Here is a 17156-nt window from a genome sequence, read left to right on the forward strand (position 1 = left end):
TATCATTCGAAAGTGATAATGTCTTAGTTAGGTCGAAGGAGAAAATGTCCCATCTGTTAAACTAGAATGATGAGGAAAAATGAGCTAACCATGACTGAGACTAAGAAATATATCACTATTAAAGCAGTCTGTGACGGAAAGAAAACAAAGAATAGGGCCTGTGTGGAGCTTGGCATATCCAAAAGGCAGGTGAATCGCCTAGTCATTGCCTATCAGAATAAGGGTAAGCAGGCTTTTATCCATGGGAATAGGCAGAAACAGCCAGCCCACACTATGCCTCCAGAAATCAAAGAAAGAATTATTGGGAAATATCGAGACTATGGAGCTATGAGACCTAATGTTGTTCATTTTTGTGAGCTCCTAGCTGAGGAAGACGGCATCTGTTACTCCGATACTACCGTGAGAAAGCTCCTCTATCAAGCTGGGTTTCTCTCACCTAAGACACAACGAAAAACCAAGAAACGCTTAAAAAAAGAGGCTAAGAAACGCAAGCAAGCTAAAGAAGAGCCACTCCTCCCTACTGCTAGCGACTTCTTAGAAGAACCAGAGAAAGCCCATCCTAGTCGGGCTAGAAAAAAATATAGAGGCGAGCTTATCCAAATGGATGCCAGTCAATTCTTTTGGTTTGGACAAGAGGAAACCCATCTTCACGTCGCCATTGATGATGCCTCTGGTGATATTGTCGGGGCTTACTTTGACACCCAAGAAACCCTGAAGGGCTACTACCATGTTTTGGAACAGATTCTTGCAACCCAAGGCATCCCTTTTCAGTTCCTGACCGATAAGCGAACAGTCTTCACTTATGTCTCTAAACAGTCCAAAAAGATGGAAGAGGACACCTTCACGCAATTTGGCTACGCCTGCCATCAGCTGGGCATCGCCATCAAGACCTCATCTATTCCACAAGCCAAGGGGCGAGTCGAAAGGCTCAATCAGACCCTGCAGTCCCGCCTTCCGATTGACCTCCAAAGGCATGGTATCACAAGCATTGACCAAGCCAACCGTTACCTAAAAGGCTGGATCAAGCGGTTTAACAAGCAGTTCGGAGCCAAAGCAAGCTTATCCGTTTTTGAGGAGGCTCCTAAGCCTGCTCAGAGGAATCTACTTCTAGCTAGGGTGAGTGAAAGAGTGATTGATAGTGGGCACCATATTCGTTATCAAAACAAGTTTTACTTACCCACTGAGGGAGACAAGGAAGTCTTCTTTGCCCGAAAAACGAAAGCCTTGGTTATTGAGGCTTTTAACGGTGACATCTACCTCAATATCGCTGACAAGACTTATGCTACTAGGCCTTTACAGGAACACGAACGCCATTCAGATGAATTTGAACCAGCCCAAGAAAAGAAAAAAGAAAGACGCAAGTATATTCCTCCACAATCACACCCGTGGAAACTTGCATCTTTCAAACAATATCTTCATAAGATTGGAAAATCCTATGAAGAATTTCAAGCTGAGAAGAACAAGGCTTCTCGCCTACAATTATAGCAGATTTTTTCTCCTATCAACTTGATTTTGACGGGACAAAGTCATTTTCGATTGACAGCCTTACTTTTCCCTTTTCAAAAAAGCCACAACGAGCAGGCAAATAATCAAACCCAGCATTGCAGGTAAAGCAATAGTCAAGCCCGCATTGCCGCTATCTAAGTAAGACCAAATCATTTTCAAAAAGGCCGTCGCAATCAAAATCAAGCCGACCAACTTCCAGCTATGCAGCCAGGTTGCCCGCACGATAAGGATAAAAAAGCTGACGACGAGAAAGGCGAAGAGATATTCTTTCACGCCCCAAGTCGCTTGCAAAAACTGGCGCTCATCGGTCAAAAACTCCCTCACCAAGGCAGGCGTTTCGCTCGGCACTGGAAACCAAATCATGCTGGTCAAGAGCGCAAAAATGCTGGCTGTTACGCCGACAATCTGTCTCTTGTAAGAAAAATACATGATTGGAACAATCAGAACAGGGCGGATATACCAGCTCAGCAAATTCTGATGACGCTCAAAGGCCCAGGTTTGAAAAGGGATATTTTTGACTAAAAATAGGGCAAATAGAAAACTTAAAAGCAAGAAGCAACTTGCAATTATGATGTGGTTCTTTTTTTGCTTCATTTTTGCTTCCTCCGATTTCGGAAAAAATCTTGCATGATTTTGGCACAGTCGGCCTCTAAGATGCCAGTCTCGACTTGGACACGGTGATTGAGTCGTTGGTCGGTCAGGATGTCATAGAGGCTGCCAGCTGCTCCAAATTTTTGATTGGCTGCCCCGTAGATGACCTGGGGAATGCGGGCCAGTCCGATTGCTCCACTGCACATGACGCAGGGCTCGATGGTGACAAAGAGGGTGCTATCCAAAAGTCGCCAGTTCCCCTCAGCTTGATTGGCCTGATTGATGGCCATGATTTCGGCATGCATGATGGCTTGGTTGAGGTCCTCGCGGGCATTATGACCACGGCCGATAATCTGGCCCTCCTTAACAATGACACAGCCGATGGGAATTTCTTCCTTTGCTAGAGACTTCTGGGCTTCCTTGAGAGCCTCTCGCATGAAGGCTTCTTTTTGGTCTTGGGTGAAGTCGGTCATTAGTTAGCACCTAGGTCCCAAGCCTTTTGGGGCTGAGCCAATTCTACGGGAATGGCTCCAGCAAAGTTTTGCGTTTCTTCTCGTAAAATGTCCAAGTGACGGTCGGGGTCAATCCCTTGTGGGGGTAGAGGTGGCACATGGGTCAGAACCAATTTTTTAACGCCAGTCTGCTGGGCGATCTGACCAGCTTCTTTTGAGGTCAGGTGGGCTGGATGATTTTCATTGCCCTCGTAAAGATAGACATCGGCCAAGAAGAGGTCTGCCCCCTTGGCAAAATCGGCTAGACCATCAAAATAGCCCGTATCGCCGGTGAAGACCAGGACCTGTCCGGTCTCCCTTTCCACAATCCGAAAAGCATAGCAAGGAACGGGATGGACCGTCTTGATGAAGCTGATATCAAAGGGACCGATTTGCTCAATGCCGGTCACATCATAAGCATGACCTTGGGAAACGCCATCCATGGTCAGTTTGGCAAATTCATAGCGGTCCTCATCGTGACCGTAAATTGGCAAGACCTTAGGTTCCCAGAGATGTTTGGGGTAGAGTTGGAAATAGTGGCGGAGCACGCCCAAATCAGCTACATGGTCGGGGTGGTAGTGACTGATGATAACCGCATCCAAATCCAGCGGACTGATTTCCTTTTCTAGCTCGGTCACCGCCCGACTTCCTGCGTCCATAAGTAGCTGAAAACCATTATGACCGGTCACCAAATAGGAGGTTGTCCCACCATCCTGATAGGGATAGGCGCCCCAGCATCCCAGCGTTGTTAATTTCATAGAATCACCTTCTTTTCTTTTAGGTCTATTATAACAAATCTGCATTGAAAAGTAGCCAAGGCCTCAATTTTCAAGAAAGAGAAGGAAAAACTGCCTCCGCAAGGCGGTGACAGTCTTCTAGATTATTCAAGATTCCTTGGTCAGGATAGGCAAGGTTTCTAGGAGGTTTTGAGCATTAACTTCGATGGTGTCGCCAGTCGCTTTGATTTTGACTTCAACGATGTTTTCGGCTGCCTTTTTTCCAACGGTCACTCGGATTGGCAGACCAATCAGGTCGCTGTCGGAGAATTTAGAGCCGACCCGCTCGTTGCGGTCATCGGTCAGGACTTGGTAGCCAGCTCCTGTCAATTGGCCTTCCAACTGGGCGGTCAGGTCTTGAGCTGCTTGGTCCTTGGTATTGACCGTAATCAGATGGACATCAAATGGAGCCAATTCCTTAGGGAAATTGATGCCCCAGCTAAAGCGATAGGCCCCCTTAGGAGTCTTATTGACAAAGAGGCGGGCGTGCTGCTCGATGACAGCTGAGAGAATCCGGCTGACGCCGATACCGTAACAACCCATGATAATTGGGGTAGAACGGCCATTTTCATCGAGGATATTGGCTCCCATACTTTCTGAGTAGCGGGTTCCTAGTTTAAAGATGTGGCCAATTTCAATTCCGCGGGCGAACTTGAGGGCTCCTTGACCGTCTGGTGAAGGCTCACCTTCCTTGACCTCACGGATATCAACATAATCTTTAGGAGTGAAATCGCGGCCAGGGTTAACACCGGTCAGGTGGTAGCCATCCTCATTGGCCCCGACAACAGCATTAGCAAGGTCTTGCACCTTGCGGTCGGCGATAATGATCACTTCATCTGGTAGACCAACTGGTCCTAGGGAACCAAATTTTGCCCCGAATGTTGCTTTTGCCTGGTCTTCATTGGCCGATTCAAGAAAGTCAGCTCCCAAATAGTTCTTGAGCTTGACATCATTAACCTGGTCATTACCCACCAAGAGGGCAACGACTGGCTGGTCATCTGCCATAAAGAAGAGGGTCTTGATGGTTTGGCCTTCATCGACCTTGAGGAAGGCTGCGACATCGTCAATGGTCTTGCAATCTGGAGTTTGAACCTTGGTTACTTCTTCTTGGGTTGTGACAGCCTGACTAGGCTTGTAGAGGCTGGTAGCCATCTCTAGATTAGCTGCATAGTTGGACTGGTCAGAGTAGGCAATGATGTCTTCTCCAGAAACCAACCAGTTATTAAGCTCATCCTTGATTTGAGCCATGACATCCTCGGGAATTTCCTCTAGCGAATTGATTGATTTATCCAAGACGACCCAGTGATTAATGTCGGTCCGGTCAGGAGTCACTGCCATAAATTCTTGACTATCCTTACCACCCATGGCACCGCCATCACCAATGATGCCCTTGAAATCAAGTCCCGCCCGGGTGAAGATAGCTTCATAGGCCTTGCGGTAGTCTTCATAGGTATCATCCAGGCTGTCGTAGTTAGCATGGAAGCTGTAACCATCCTTCATGATAAATTCCCGCGTCCGCAAAAGACCGTTGCGGGGACGTTTTTCATCACGATACTTGGCCTGAATTTGGTAAAGATTCATGGGCAGTTGCTTGTAGGACTTGACCGAATCTCGAACCAGGGTTGTGAAGGTTTCTTCGTGGGTTGGTCCTAGGATGAACTCGGCCTGGTCACGGTTTTTGAGCTTATAGAGGTCTTCTCCATAAGTATCGTACCGTCCAGATTCCTTCCAAAGATCAGCGGTCAAGAGGGCTGGAGCCAGCATTTCGACTGCTCCAATCTTATCGAATTCTTCTCGCATGATGGTCTTGAATTTTTCGATAACCCGATTGGCCAGAGGCAGGTAGGAATAGACACCGGACGTAACCTGGCGGACGTAGCCAGCCCGAACCATGAGAGCGTGGCTAATAACTTGGGCATCACTTGGCATTTCCCGCAGAGTTGGAATCAACATTTGAGATTGTTTCATGAGTTTTTTCGCCCCGCCAAGAGACAGGGCTTTCCTTTCAACTAGAGTTATGAAGATAGAGGAACTGGTAGATTTATAGGCTCTGAACATTAAAAGAGCTAGGGGACAAGGCAAAATTTTCTGTCTGGACTTGCGACAAGAACGGCCACCGGAGCTTCTTGCAGGGCAAGGTTGGGATAAAGGAGAATAAACAATTTTTCTGAGTTGACAATCAAATGAGCGATTGATGTTTTCCTCCACTTGCTGGCTGAGGGCCTTGCTCCCGTCAACGTTTGATTTTCATTGAATATTAGAAGAAGGCCCGCATGATGTCGTTCCAGGTGACGGCAACCATGAGCACCAACATAATGGCCACACCGACTAGGGTGATATAGGTTTCTGTTTCTTGCTTGAGGGGCTTGCGACGGATGGCCTCGATAATATTGATGAGGATCTTACCGCCATCCAGAGCCGGAATTGGAAAGAGATTGACCACGCCCAGATTCATGGATAGCATGCCCATCAGAAAAAGAACATCCACCAGGCCGGAGTGGGCTGCCTGTCCAACCATCTGATACATGGCCACAGGACCACCCAGTTTATTAAGGCTAAAGTGGAGAATGATATTGCCCACCGCCCGAATCAGTTGGGTCATGGCAGTCAGGGCCAGGTTGAAGCCACCGACCAGCTTGCTCCAAAAATCTGTCTTGAGAGCCTGCTGAACGCCAATCAGGTAGGAGCCATTAGACTTCTTGGGCTTGACCTGAATCTTCTTGACCTGCTTGGATTTGTCCTTGACGGTTAGGCTAATTGAACCATCCTTTTTCAGGCCCTTGGTTGAGCTAGCGACTGCCTGGGTCAGGTCCTCCCAATTCTCAACCTTCTTATCACCGATACTTAAAATCTTATCGCCAGTCTTAAGTCCAGCGGTTTGAGCTGGGCCGCCGTCAGCGACGCGGATGGCATTGGTATTAGGATTGGGGGCACCACCCTGCATGAAAACCATAAGGATGAGGACCAGGGTCCCCAGAATGAAATTATTCATGGGACCAGCAAAGTTGGTAATCATCCGGCCCCAGACACTAGCATTTTGATACTGGACATCCAACGGAGCAATGCGGATTTCGGTTCCATCCTCCTCGACGATAGTGGCATCATGGTCAACCGAGTAAGTCTTGGTTTCATCCAGCACCAGTCCTGTGATTTGCAACTGGTCTTCTAAATCGTAGGCAGTCACATTCATGGGCAGGCTGTCATTATCCAGTTGCTTGTCTGACAGATTAATTCGAGAGACCAGGCCTTGTTCATTCAGGCTTAGGCTGACAGGGGTCCCTATCTTGATTTCAGTCTTGTCATCGCCCCAACCAGCCATTCGAACATAACCACCCAGAGGTAGCATCCGAATGGTGTAGGCCGTACCATCCTTGCCAATATGGGCAAAGATTTTCGGCCCCATCCCGATGGCAAATTCACGCACGAGGATGCCCGATCTTTTGGCAAAATAAAAGTGTCCATATTCATGCACCGTCACGATAATCCCGAAGACGATGATGAAGATAATAATGTTTAAAAGCATTGATAACCTCTAAATGGCGAGGTGGGCCAAGCCCACCCAGTGATTAGACTCTTCGAAAATCAAAATTTATTCTTTTGATACTTTCTTAAACAGTGCGGTTGCAAGCAATCTCCTTACGGAGTTTCATTGCTATTTTTTGAGCCTCGGTCTCAAAAAACCGTTCTTAGCAACAACTGTATTTGTTGCTAAGAATACCACTTTGGCGAAAGTATCACCTTGTCCTTGGATCATTGGTTAAACCAATGCCACTTTTTTCAGGATAGGACCAGATTTGTAAGTTGAAAGTTTTGAAAATCAAAGAACATTAGAATAATCCAAAGAAATGCATGATAGGAAAAACAAAAATCATGCTGTCAAAGCGGTCGAGAATGCCTCCATGTCCTGGAATCAATTTTCCGGAGTCCTTAACACCAAAGTGACGCTTGATGGAACTTTCCACCAGGTCACCAAATTGGGCAAAGGCACTAAAGACGACCACCAAAATCATGGTGACGAGGAAGGACTTGGGACTGTAAACGGTCTTGTCCACCAACATGAAAATGAGGGAGACCACCAGGGCTGAGAGAATTCCTCCCAGGCTCCCTTCAATAGTTTTATTGGGTGAGACCTTGGGCATCAGTTTATTTTGTCCGAATTGGCGACCAATCATATAGGCACCAATATCGGTGGCCCAGACGATAAAAATGGCAAAGAGGACCTTATTGATACTGTCCAGACGAGCATTGACCAGATTTTGGAAACCAAAGCCAATATAGACCGCCGAGGCAATGGGGAAGACCGCATCGTCAAAGGAATAGGTGTCGCTGTTAAAAACTGTTCCGGCCAAAAGCATAAAGCTGATGAGACCAAAACAGGTCCAGCTGGCATCCAAGGGCAGGAAGGTCAGATAGGTCCCCATAGGAACCGTCAGCACAAAGGCTGCCAACATGGCCAGAACTCCTTCAAAGGAAAAGATTTCTAGGTCCTTCATTTTGAAAAGCTCGGAGATCCCAATCATGGCCAAAACTCCGACGAATAATTGAAAGGGAAGGTGGCCCAGCCATAAGAAGGCTAGAAAGATGGCACCAGCAATCCCCCCGTAAATCACACGTTCACGCATACTTGTCTCCTCTTAGACACCACCGAAGCGTCTCTGGCGGTGGTTAAATTCAGCAATGGCTTGGACCAATTCGTCTTCATTGAAATCTGGCCAGAGCACCTTGGTAAAGTAAAATTCGCTATAGGCTGCCTGCCAGGGCAGAAAGTTGCTCAGCCGCAACTCACCGCTGGTCCGAATAATCAAATCTGGATCTCGGTACAAATATGGCAGGTCCTTGGTCATCAAGTGATTGGCTATCAGGTCTTCGTCAATAGCTGTCGGGTCTAACTCCCCATCTTTAACTTCCTGAGCCAGAGCCTGAACTGCTGCGGCTATCTCTGCTCGACCACCATAGTTGAGGGCAAAGTTTAAGACCAGACCAGAATTGTGCTTGGTCTTGGCACAGGCCCGCTCCATAGCATCAAAGGTTGCCTGGGGTAACTTGCTGGCATCTCCGATGACCTGAACTCGGACCTTATTCTTATGGAGCTCAGGCACGTACTTGTCGAAAAACTCAACGGGCAGATTCATGATGAATTTGACCTCATCGGCAGGGCGAGACCAGTTTTCTGTTGAAAAGGCATAGACGGTCAAGACCTTGACCCCCAGATCAGAAGCCTTGATGGTCACCCTTTGCAGGGCATCCATACCAGCCTTGTGGCCCATGACACGTGGTTGCAGGCGTTTCTTGGCCCAGCGACCATTGCCATCCATAATAATCCCAATGTGTTTGGGGATTTTTTCCAGACTCTGCGTCTCTTGATTTTTCTTGAATTTAAATATAGCCATACTCTTAAAATTTTACCATAAATTAAGGCAGATTGCACTTTTAGTTGTGACATATACCAAGCTAACTCATAAGATGACTTCCTAGACTAGAAGCCAGTTATAAGGACCTAAGTAAGCACGGGGACACCCTGTTAATGAGACCTAATTGAATATTTTATATACTCAAAAAGCCCAACCCCAAGAGATTGAGCTTTGTTTATGTCGAAGTCGGGTACAGCCTTGCTAGGCCTAAGCTTTCTAGCTGAATGAGTATCTGAGCTATAAGCTTCGGACGAGATTATTCTTCAATAGCTGTTTCGGCTTGGTCATTATCTTCTTTAGTTTGCTCGCTATCCTTAGCTTGTTCATCAGTTGAGACAGCTGATTCACTAGCTGGTGACGAGATGACCTTCAAGATTGAACGTTGCAAATCAAAGGTCAAATAAACCCCTTCGGCATCAAGAACGATACGGTTATTAGCTTGGTCAACTTCATCAACAGTCGCAATCAGACCACCGATAGTTTCTACTTCTGCACCTTTAACCAGTTTCGTCTGCATTTCATCACGCGCTTGTCTTTGTTTTTTTTGTGTCCGTGAGGACATAAACGTCATTCCTCCAAGAAGAATAAGCAAGATAAAAATACCTGTAAATTGCATAATAAAAGAACCCTCCAATATATCTTTAGAGATAACTATACCAGATTTTAAGGGGGCAGGCAAGAAAACTTGCACAAGGATAGAAAGATAAGGGCAAGGTTGAAAGCTTAGTTTACAAACTTTTATGAAAATTCTTTGACACCGAGTTTGGTAGCCCTAAGGACAAACTATCATGGATAGATCTGAATGGGAACCTGTTGCCCCTTCTTTCTATCATGGATTGGGTGGGATGATATTACCTGTTCGGACAAGTCTTTACTCCCTCAGACTTCAATTTCCTAAGAGTGGCTAAGCCCTATCTTTCTAAGAGTGATTGGCTACCTTACTAGACCAGACAAACTAGTGGTATTGACCAGGTATCTTCTTATCACTAAACAAGCCTATAAAGTCCTTTTAGAGCAGACTATTGTTACCAGTTTGGAGACGACAGGTAGACAGTGTGGCCCGAGTATCTCCAGGCTTCTTTTATGCTATAATAGAAGCACTATGGATAAACTGATTAAAACAATTGCAAGTTCTGGCTCTTTTCGGGCCTATATCTTGGATAGCACGCAAACAGTCAAGACTGCCCAAGAAAAGCATGGCACCCTATCATCATCAACCGTGGCCCTAGGTCGCACCCTGATCGCCAACCAAATCCTGGCTGCCAACCAAAAAGGCCTGGCCAAGGTTACGGTCAAGGTCATTGGTAACAGCTCTTTTGGCCACATTATCTCTGTCGCCGATACGGCTGGCCATGTCAAGGGCTACATCCAAAACCCTGGCGTTGACATTAAGAAGACTGCTACTGGCGAGGTCTTGGTCGGGCCCTTCATGGGGCAGGGGCAATTTGTCTCCATCATTGACTACGGCACCGGTCGTCCTTATACTTCGACAACGCCCCTAGTTTCAGGAGAAATTGGTGAGGATTTCGCCTACTTCTTGACCGAAAGCGAGCAAACACCGTCGGCTGTCGGCCTCAATGTCCTTTTGGATGAAAATGACAAGGTTAAGGTGGCTGGTGGCTTCATGCTCCAAGTCCTTCCTGATGCCAAGGAAGAGGAGATTGCCTGTTTTGAAAAACGCATTCAGGAAATGCCGGCTATCTCTAGCCTCCTAGAGTCCGACAACCACACCCAGGCCCTGATTGAGGCCATCTACGGCGATGAACCCTACAAGATTCTGGCGGAAGAAGACCTTTCCTTTGCCTGTGACTGTAGCAAGGAGCGTTTTCAAGCAGCCCTAGCTAATCTAGCTAAGGAAGAATTGCGGGCCATGAAGGATGAGGACCGTGGTGCGGAGATTACCTGCCAATTCTGCGGCAAGACCTACAACTTTGATGAAAAAGACCTGGAGGACATCATTAATGACCAAGCTTAATTCGGCCTTCATGATTGGGAACGTCGAGATTCCTCACCGCACTGTGCTGGCTCCCATGGCGGGCGTGACCAATTCAGCCTTCCGGACCATTGCCAAGGAATTCGGGGCTGGCCTGGTTGTCATGGAGATGGTTTCTGACAAGGGTATTCTCTACAATAACGAAAAGACCCTCCACATGCTCCATATTGATGAGGGCGAGCACCCTGTTTCCATCCAGCTTTTCGGCAATGACGGTGACAGCCTGGCTCGAGCAGCAGAATTTATTCAGGCTAACACCAAGACGGACTTGGTGGACATCAATATGGGCTGCCCGGTCAACAAGATTGTCAAAAACGAAGCTGGGGCCATGTGGCTCAAGGACCCTGACAAGATTTATCAGGTGGTGAAAACTGTTAAGTCCGTTCTCAATATCCCTCTGACTGTCAAGATGCGGACCGGCTGGGCGGATAACTCTCTGGCTGTCGAAAATGCCCTAGCGGCTGAGGAAGCTGGTGTGGCTGCTCTGGCTATGCACGGCCGGACTCGAGAACAGATGTACACCGGCCACTGCGACCATGAAACCCTAGCCCAGGTGGCACAAGCCATCAAGACCATTCCCTTTATCGGCAATGGCGACATTAAAACCGTGGAAGATGCTAAATTTATGATTGATGAGGTAGGCTGTGATGCGGTTATGATTGGTCGCGGCGCCCTCAACAACCCTTACCTCTTCACCCAAATCAACCATTTCTTTGAAACCGGAGAGGTCTTGCCTGATTTGACCTTCGCTAAGAAATTGGCGATTGCCTACGATCATCTCAGCCGATTGGTTGACCTCAAGGGAGAAAAAATTGCTGTCCGAGAATTTCGTGGCCTGGCTCCTTACTACCTGCGAGGCACTTCAGGTGCTGCCAAAATCCGCGGAGCTGTTGCTCGTGCTGAAACCCTAGACCAGGTCAAGGAAATCTTTGACAGAATTCCAACATAGAGAATACTTGACTGGACCATGTGGGAAGGATAATTATGAAAAGAAGACTACCATTGGCTTTAACGGGGCTCTTATTGGGCTTGACTGCCCTGACCAATTTGATAACAAAATTTGTCAATCGTCCGGTGGGTTACTCACTTCTCTTGCTCTGTCTAGGATTGTGGTTAGTCTTGGCTGGCTATTTCTTACTCAATAAAAAAGACTGTCAAAAACAATTGACCAGCCTCTTAGCTGCCTCGACTTTTCCGACCTATTTCATGGCCATGATGCTCTCGCCCTTGGTCCTTCCCCTGGCAAAGCCTTATCTGCTTAGTATCTGGGCTCTCGGTTTACTGGGTCACCTAACTTTCCTAATTCTTTTTAGCATCCGAGCTAAAAAACAAGCGAGCTGGGAGCAGGTTTATCCAGGTTGGTTCGTTATCTATGTTGGCCCCGCCGCTGCCTCTATAACGGCCAGACTAGTTAGACAGGTCCTTCTGGGGCAGGTGATTTTTTACTTGACCTTCCTAGCCTATCTGATACTGATGCTTGCCTTATTCTATCGGCTAGCTAAATGGCCCTTAAGAGAGCAGGAACTGCCTAATATAGCTATCATGGCGGCCCCAAGTTCTCTGCTGCTCTTAGCCTTTTTGCAGCTCTATCCTAGTGGTCATCCTGCTTTTTTGCTACTATTGCTCTTGCTATCACAGGGATTTTATTGGGGGAGTTTTCTTTATCTTGCTCGTCATCTCAAAACCTGGTTTGTCCCTGGCTTTTCTGCCTTCACCTTCCCCAGTGTCAGCACGGCAACAGCCCTCAAATTGAGTTTAATGAGATTGCAGTTGACAGAAGGCTGGCTAGTAAGCCTGAGTAATTTTGAGATTGGACTAGCCTCACTCATCGTGGCCTATGTCGCCTTGGCCTACCTCTATTATCTTTCTAAATCTAAGGCCTAGATTGGATCTTATATGACGATTTTGCCCCTAGTTTTATTGACCATCTTTTTCCTCGTCCTCCTCGGACTGACCTATTACAGAGAGCCCAGAACCCTATTATTAGGAATTTATTTCGTTTTGGCCCTCCTTTTTCTAGGAGCCACCCTCTTCTATTTGGCTAATCAATTCGACCTGAGAATTCTCAAATTCTTGCTATCCTTAGCCATTTTTCTAGTCATCCTTCCTCTCTTGGCTGGACCAAGCATCCTCATCATCACCCTCTTGGTCAAGGGGATTCAACTGATTAAACGCGAGGGACATGCTCTTAAGAATCTCCTCTCTCTGGGAATTGGCCTGAGTCTGCTAGCCTTCCCCTACCTTTTCCAGATGATTGCCAGCCATTATAAGGAAAATAGTCTGGTCACCGGCCTCTTATCCCTGGTGACGACCATGGTCATCTATCTCATCCTCCTCATCAGTGCCTATACCATCTCTAGCTTTTTAAACCTGATTCACTGGTTCAAGAGGTCCATAGATTATGTTTTAGTGCTAGGAAGTGGCCTCATGGGGGATAAGGTCACCCCCTTGTTAGCCAGTCGCATCAAAAAGGGGATTGAGATTTATCAAAAACACCCTGATTGTCGTCTAATATTGTCTGGAGGTCAAGGCAAGGATGAATTGATTGCCGAAGGTCAGGCCATGGCCAAGTATGCTCTCTCTCAAGGTGTCCCAGAAAAAGACATTATCATTGAAGATAGATCCAAAAATACCAGAGAAAACCTGCGATTTTCCAGCCACTTAATGGCAAATAAGGCCAATCTGGCCATTGTGACCAACTATTATCATCTATTTCGGGCTCTACTGACAGCTCGTGACTTAGGAATTCCTTGTATCGGTTATGGAGCAAAGACCAAATTCTATTTTTCTCTCAATGCCTACATTCGGGAATTCATCGGTTATCTTTATTTCAAGCGTCACCTGCATGGTGGGGTGCTTCTCTTTATTGTCGCCCTTCATCTTGTCCTTATCGGCTGGAGTTTGCTGAGGTAGAAAAAGGAAACTGAAGTTGAAAAGGCCAGCCCAATAAGCAATTGGACTGGCCTTTTAGTTATTACCATACACTATTTACCAAGCTAATAACTACATAGACTAGGCTTATTTATAGAAATTCCACCCTCCATGGTGACAGTTCATTATAGAGAGGAGCCTTACCGAGGGCATCAATAGTTGATTTTTATGATGGACGACCTTCTTTCCTTCTTCAATATAAACTGGGAATAGATTGTTTGGGTCCCATCCTTGGTCGTTCGCCAAAACTTCCCTAACCTTATCGAAAAAGGCGTGCTTGAAGTCAGATGAAATATTAACCTTTGAGATACCATTCTTAACAGCTTCGGCAATCTGTTCATCAGGATTTGAAGAACTGCCATGGAGAACCAGAGGAACATCGACTTGCCCAACAATATCTTTCAGGATGTCAATCCGGATCTCAGGGGTAACATTCTTTGGATAAATACCGTGAGCTGTACCAATACCAAAAGCTAGGGTATCTACTCCTGTTTCTTCAACAAAGCGTTTGGCATCTTCTGGCTTAGTGTAAATACCATTCTTCAGACCATCTTCAACAGCTGTCCCTGTCTGACCCGATTGTCCCTAACTCACCTTCAACGCTAACACCAACTCTATGGCACATTTCAACGGTTTTTCTTGTGATATCTACATTTTCATCCCATGACAGAAGTGAGCCATCAATCATTACTGAACTAAAGCCATTGTGAATTGCTCTAGCAACACTATCCAAGTTATCACCGTGATCTAGGTGAAGGACAAAAGGAACCTTGCTATTTTTAATCCGTTGCAAGACATAGGCGAAGAAGTCATCCTTACAGTAGAAAACTTCAGTAGGGTGGACTTCAATAATGGCAGGGGCATTATCTTCCTCACATTGTTCAATGACAATCCGAGCCAGCTCCAAATTAGAAATGTTATAGGCACCAACAGCAAACTTGTTTTCTTTAGCAATCGCTAGCATTTGTTCCATATTAATTAACATATTAGTTTCCTCCAATTTTTCTTAATTATTCAAAGGTTAGACCGGAAAGGTCTACTTCTTCTTCACTATCATCCAAATCAAAGTCTTCTTCATTTTCATTGCGTCTTTTCTTCAAAAGGACAAGAATAACTGCTGTCAAACAAGAACCAATAAGTAGAGCAATTATAGCTACTAGAGGCTTGGACATAGCTGGAATGACGAAGATACCACCAGAAGGTACTGGACTACCATTATCAAAGGCGTAACTAATGGCTCCAGTAACTCCGCACCCCAGTGAAGTTGCAATGACTGTCCGAATCAAATTATCCATTGTGATTGGGATAACCCCTTCGGAAATCATACATAACCCCATTGGAAAAGCCACCTTAATGGCGTTGACTTCTTGTTTGGAATAGATTGGCTTTTTGACAATCCTTGACAATAGATAAGCGAAAGTAACGCCAATTGGTGGCACCATAGCGGCAAGAACTTTAATGCCTTCAGGACCTGTAATACCATCTAGTAGCAGACCATCGCAGATAAGGTTCGGAACCTTTGAGATTGCACCCCCATAATCCAAACAACCAATAAAACCGATGATAAATCCATAGAGGGCTTTTTGAGATTGATCCAATCCCTTAATAAAGCCTGTTAAAGCAACCGTTGCGACTGTTAAAGGTCCTCCAAGAACGAAGAACATGATTAAACCGCCGATAATGGCAGACAGAGTAGGAATAATCATCATTGGCATGAGAGCTTGAGCCCAATTTGGAACTTTTAAATACTTCTTAATTAAAAGTGCAATATACCCGGAAATGAATCCACCAATAATTCCTCCTAAGAACCCTGCTCCCAAGAATGATGCAATTTGACCCATTAAGAAACCAGGAGCAATACCAGGTCTGTCAGCAATCGAGTACGAAATATAGCCACCAATAAAGGAAGGTAAGAGTCCCATCCCAAAAACACCTAAAGTTGTCATGGCATCAGGAATAGACATCGATTTCAGGCTGTCAACGTTCTGCCCGCCCATCAGATTACCAATTGCGATTAGAAGCCCTGATGCAACAACCAAAGGTAGCATATAAGATATGGCAGTCATCAAGTGGCGTTTTATCTCTTGACCAACTTTCTTCATTATTTTTCCTCCTTATTTCTTACTCCGTAACTTCACCTCTACTTCTTCAAGTAATTGTTTTGGAGCTTTAATAACAACTGAAGTCGGCACTTTAATAGTCGGTAAGTCCTTAAAACGATCGTTACCTGTCGTTTGGATATCGACTGCTAGGATAGCTACATCTGCATTTTTAATTTCATCCTCCACACCTATTGTTCCTTGAATCTCTACATGAATAGTGTGTCCTAAAGACTCAGCGGCACGAATGAGTTTCTGTTTTGCGATATAAGTGTGAGCAATTCCCGAAGTACAAGCAGCTACAGCTACAATTTTCATTCTGTTACCTCCTTTTTTATTTCAAGAGGCTGGGACAAAAGTCCGACCTCAAATATAAAAAGCGAACAAAACTAGTTTTCTGGTAATCAGAATTCTGCTTTGTTCGCTTTTCGCATTTAATTATAGATTTGAAGGGCTTAATAATTAAGATTTTTGAAAATTGAAATCTTTTTGTCCCAAACTCTTCCTTCGATGAAACCTTGTGCAATTTATCAATAAATCCTTCATCCGCTAACAGCATTGCTACCTTTTGCAGTAATTTTAGGTGGAGCGTATTTGAATCTTTATCCCTGACTGCGAAAAGAATTACCGCTGTTACAGGCTCCCCATCAAGGCTTTCCCATTCAATGGGGAGTTTTGATAGGCCAATCGCAATGGTAGTATTACTAACTGCGGGAGATTTACCATGAGGAATAGCAACACCTTGTCCAATCCCTGTCAGACCCTCCGTCTCTCGATAGAGTACATCTTCAATAAAATCCTGCTTATTACTAACATCGCGAGCTTTGTATAATAAGTCAGTCAGCTCCTCAATAACACCTAATTTTGTATTGATTTCAAGTCAAGTGAGATTAAGTCGGGAGTTACTATTTTTGATATATCCATATTATTAGAGCCCATCTTCCATTTCTCCTTTCTCGTTTTATCTTTCTTTACTTGTATCCTACACCCTAATTAGTTTGATGTCACTAACTTCTTTTTCCGATAAATTGCAAGAATAAGTGCAACATTTACTTGAACTCATCCTCTAGAGCTTCACTAGCAGTTCTGTAAGCTAAACATTTTCGTGGTCGGTGATTGATATCATATAAAGCCTTGTTCAAAACCTCATCAGAGATAGCGGCTAAATCTGTTTTCTTTGGGAAATATTCTCTTAGTAAGCCATTTGCGTTTTCATTGCTTCCTCTCTGCCAGGATGAATAGGCGTCCGCAAAGAAAAAGGAAATTCCTAAATTCTCTACCAGAGGATAGCAGGCAAACTCTTTTCCCCTGTCTGAAGTGAAGGTTTTAAGAGCCTCTTTTGGAAATAGCTTACAAAG

General features: G+C 45.5%; 16 protein-coding genes and 2 pseudogenes. 5 read left to right on the forward strand and 13 right to left on the reverse strand.

The window, feature by feature from the left end; translation table 11 throughout:
* The first annotated feature begins 90 nt into the window (after positions 1–90).
* Entirely contained in the window at positions 91–1485 is a 1395-nt protein-coding gene (locus BS63_RS0109280; protein WP_028798431.1) for an ISNCY family transposase, read from the forward strand.
* A 60-nt stretch (positions 1486–1545) separates the two neighbouring features.
* On the opposite strand, the gene BS63_RS0109285 is transcribed toward BS63_RS0109280, so the two are convergent.
* From BS63_RS0109285 to yajC, 8 genes are all read right to left on the reverse strand, one after another.
* Positions 1546–2100, reverse strand: coding sequence for a hypothetical protein (locus BS63_RS0109285; protein ID WP_002963329.1), 555 nt, complete (start codon positions 2098–2100; stop codon positions 1546–1548).
* A complete protein-coding gene (gene tadA, locus BS63_RS0109290; protein ID WP_002963331.1) occupies positions 2097–2570 on the reverse strand; it encodes a tRNA adenosine(34) deaminase TadA in 474 nt (157 codons plus the stop codon). Before tadA ends, BS63_RS0109285 begins: the two co-directional genes overlap by 4 nt.
* Positions 2570–3346, reverse strand: a complete 777-nt coding sequence (locus BS63_RS0109295) for an MBL fold metallo-hydrolase (protein ID WP_019771531.1) — start codon at positions 3344–3346, stop codon at positions 2570–2572. The genes tadA and BS63_RS0109295 overlap by 1 nt, the downstream gene beginning before the upstream one ends.
* Positions 3347–3472: 126 nt before the next feature.
* Entirely contained in the window at positions 3473–5332 is a 1860-nt protein-coding gene (locus BS63_RS0109300) for a proline--tRNA ligase (protein WP_028798560.1), read from the reverse strand.
* A 289-nt stretch (positions 5333–5621) separates the two neighbouring features.
* Positions 5622–6887, reverse strand: coding sequence for an RIP metalloprotease RseP (gene rseP, locus BS63_RS0109305; RefSeq protein ID WP_028798561.1), 1266 nt, complete (start codon positions 6885–6887; stop codon positions 5622–5624).
* 304 nt (positions 6888–7191) lie between these two features.
* Positions 7192–7986: a phosphatidate cytidylyltransferase gene (locus BS63_RS0109310; RefSeq protein WP_002960768.1), complete on the reverse strand. Its 795-nt coding sequence runs from the start codon at positions 7984–7986 to the stop codon at positions 7192–7194.
* A gap of 12 nt (positions 7987–7998) precedes the next feature.
* Positions 7999–8754 (reverse strand): undecaprenyl pyrophosphate synthase, encoded by a 756-nt coding sequence (gene uppS / locus BS63_RS0109315; RefSeq protein ID WP_002960766.1) that lies wholly within the window; start codon positions 8752–8754, stop codon positions 7999–8001.
* A 277-nt stretch (positions 8755–9031) separates the two neighbouring features.
* Positions 9032–9391 (reverse strand): preprotein translocase subunit YajC, encoded by a 360-nt coding sequence (gene yajC / locus BS63_RS0109320; protein ID WP_002960764.1) that lies wholly within the window; start codon positions 9389–9391, stop codon positions 9032–9034.
* Positions 9392–9877: 486 nt separating this feature from the next.
* On the opposite strand from yajC, the gene hslO reads away from it, so the two are divergent.
* Genes hslO through BS63_RS0109340 form a run of 4 tightly spaced genes read left to right on the forward strand, consistent with a single transcriptional unit; the run spans position 9878 to position 13681 of the window.
* Positions 9878–10750 carry an Hsp33 family molecular chaperone HslO gene (hslO, locus tag BS63_RS0109325; protein ID WP_028798562.1) on the forward strand — a complete coding sequence of 291 codons (873 nt, stop codon included), beginning with the start codon at positions 9878–9880 and terminating at the stop codon, positions 10748–10750.
* Positions 10737–11717: a tRNA dihydrouridine synthase DusB gene (gene dusB, locus BS63_RS0109330; RefSeq protein WP_002960762.1), complete on the forward strand. Its 981-nt coding sequence runs from the start codon at positions 10737–10739 to the stop codon at positions 11715–11717. Before hslO ends, dusB begins: the two co-directional genes overlap by 14 nt.
* A gap of 35 nt (positions 11718–11752) precedes the next feature.
* Positions 11753–12652: a TDT family transporter gene (locus BS63_RS0109335; protein ID WP_282705104.1), complete on the forward strand. Its 900-nt coding sequence runs from the start codon at positions 11753–11755 to the stop codon at positions 12650–12652.
* Between the two features lie 12 nt (positions 12653–12664).
* The gene (locus BS63_RS0109340) at positions 12665–13681 is read left to right on the forward strand and encodes a YdcF family protein (protein ID WP_002960758.1); all 1017 of its coding nucleotides are present in this window, start codon (positions 12665–12667) and stop codon (positions 13679–13681) included.
* A 109-nt stretch (positions 13682–13790) separates the two neighbouring features.
* On the opposite strand, the pseudogene BS63_RS1000000111430 reads toward BS63_RS0109340, so the two are convergent.
* The 5 genes and pseudogenes from BS63_RS1000000111430 to BS63_RS0109365 all read right to left on the reverse strand — a co-directional run.
* A pseudogene (locus BS63_RS1000000111430) lies at positions 13791–14684 on the reverse strand (ketose-bisphosphate aldolase).
* A 25-nt stretch (positions 14685–14709) separates the two neighbouring features.
* The gene (locus tag BS63_RS0109350; RefSeq protein WP_002960754.1) at positions 14710–15801 is read right to left on the reverse strand and encodes a PTS fructose transporter subunit IIC; all 1092 of its coding nucleotides are present in this window, start codon (positions 15799–15801) and stop codon (positions 14710–14712) included.
* A gap of 12 nt (positions 15802–15813) precedes the next feature.
* Positions 15814–16116 carry a PTS fructose transporter subunit IIB gene (locus BS63_RS0109355; RefSeq protein ID WP_002960752.1) on the reverse strand — a complete coding sequence of 101 codons (303 nt, stop codon included), beginning with the start codon at positions 16114–16116 and terminating at the stop codon, positions 15814–15816.
* Between the two features lie 181 nt (positions 16117–16297).
* Positions 16298–16737: pseudogene (locus BS63_RS1000000111435) on the reverse strand (PTS sugar transporter subunit IIA); the annotation flags it as partial.
* A gap of 110 nt (positions 16738–16847) precedes the next feature.
* Positions 16848–17156 (reverse strand): IS30 family transposase (locus BS63_RS0109365; protein WP_028798443.1); only part of this gene is annotated, 309 nt, incomplete at its 5' end.

Source organism: Streptococcus sobrinus DSM 20742 = ATCC 33478, assembly GCF_000686605.1.
Lineage (GTDB): Bacteria > Bacillota > Bacilli > Lactobacillales > Streptococcaceae > Streptococcus > Streptococcus sobrinus.

Bases quoted from the DNA above. Each gene is read 5' to 3' on its own strand.
- BS63_RS0109335 (WP_282705104.1), top strand. From the start codon at position 11,753: ATGAAAAGAAGACTACCATTGGCTTTAACGGGGCTCTTATTGGGCTTG.
- BS63_RS0109310 (WP_002960768.1), bottom strand. From the start codon at position 7,986: ATGCGTGAACGTGTGATTTACGGGGGGATTGCTGGTGCCATCTTTCTA.
- hslO (WP_028798562.1), top strand. From the start codon at position 9,878: ATGGATAAACTGATTAAAACAATTGCAAGTTCTGGCTCTTTTCGGGCC.
- rseP (WP_028798561.1), bottom strand. From the start codon at position 6,887: ATGCTTTTAAACATTATTATCTTCATCATCGTCTTCGGGATTATCGTG.
- BS63_RS0109340 (WP_002960758.1), top strand. From the start codon at position 12,665: ATGACGATTTTGCCCCTAGTTTTATTGACCATCTTTTTCCTCGTCCTC.
- BS63_RS0109295 (WP_019771531.1), bottom strand. From the start codon at position 3,346: ATGAAATTAACAACGCTGGGATGCTGGGGCGCCTATCCCTATCAGGAT.
- tadA (WP_002963331.1), bottom strand. From the start codon at position 2,570: ATGACCGACTTCACCCAAGACCAAAAAGAAGCCTTCATGCGAGAGGCT.
- BS63_RS0109285 (WP_002963329.1), bottom strand. From the start codon at position 2,100: ATGAAGCAAAAAAAGAACCACATCATAATTGCAAGTTGCTTCTTGCTT.
- BS63_RS0109300 (WP_028798560.1), bottom strand. From the start codon at position 5,332: ATGAAACAATCTCAAATGTTGATTCCAACTCTGCGGGAAATGCCAAGT.
- BS63_RS0109355 (WP_002960752.1), bottom strand. From the start codon at position 16,116: ATGAAAATTGTAGCTGTAGCTGCTTGTACTTCGGGAATTGCTCACACT.
- BS63_RS0109280 (WP_028798431.1), top strand. From the start codon at position 91: ATGACTGAGACTAAGAAATATATCACTATTAAAGCAGTCTGTGACGGA.
- BS63_RS0109350 (WP_002960754.1), bottom strand. From the start codon at position 15,801: ATGAAGAAAGTTGGTCAAGAGATAAAACGCCACTTGATGACTGCCATA.
- dusB (WP_002960762.1), top strand. From the start codon at position 10,737: ATGACCAAGCTTAATTCGGCCTTCATGATTGGGAACGTCGAGATTCCT.
- uppS (WP_002960766.1), bottom strand. From the start codon at position 8,754: ATGGCTATATTTAAATTCAAGAAAAATCAAGAGACGCAGAGTCTGGAA.
- yajC (WP_002960764.1), bottom strand. From the start codon at position 9,391: ATGCAATTTACAGGTATTTTTATCTTGCTTATTCTTCTTGGAGGAATG.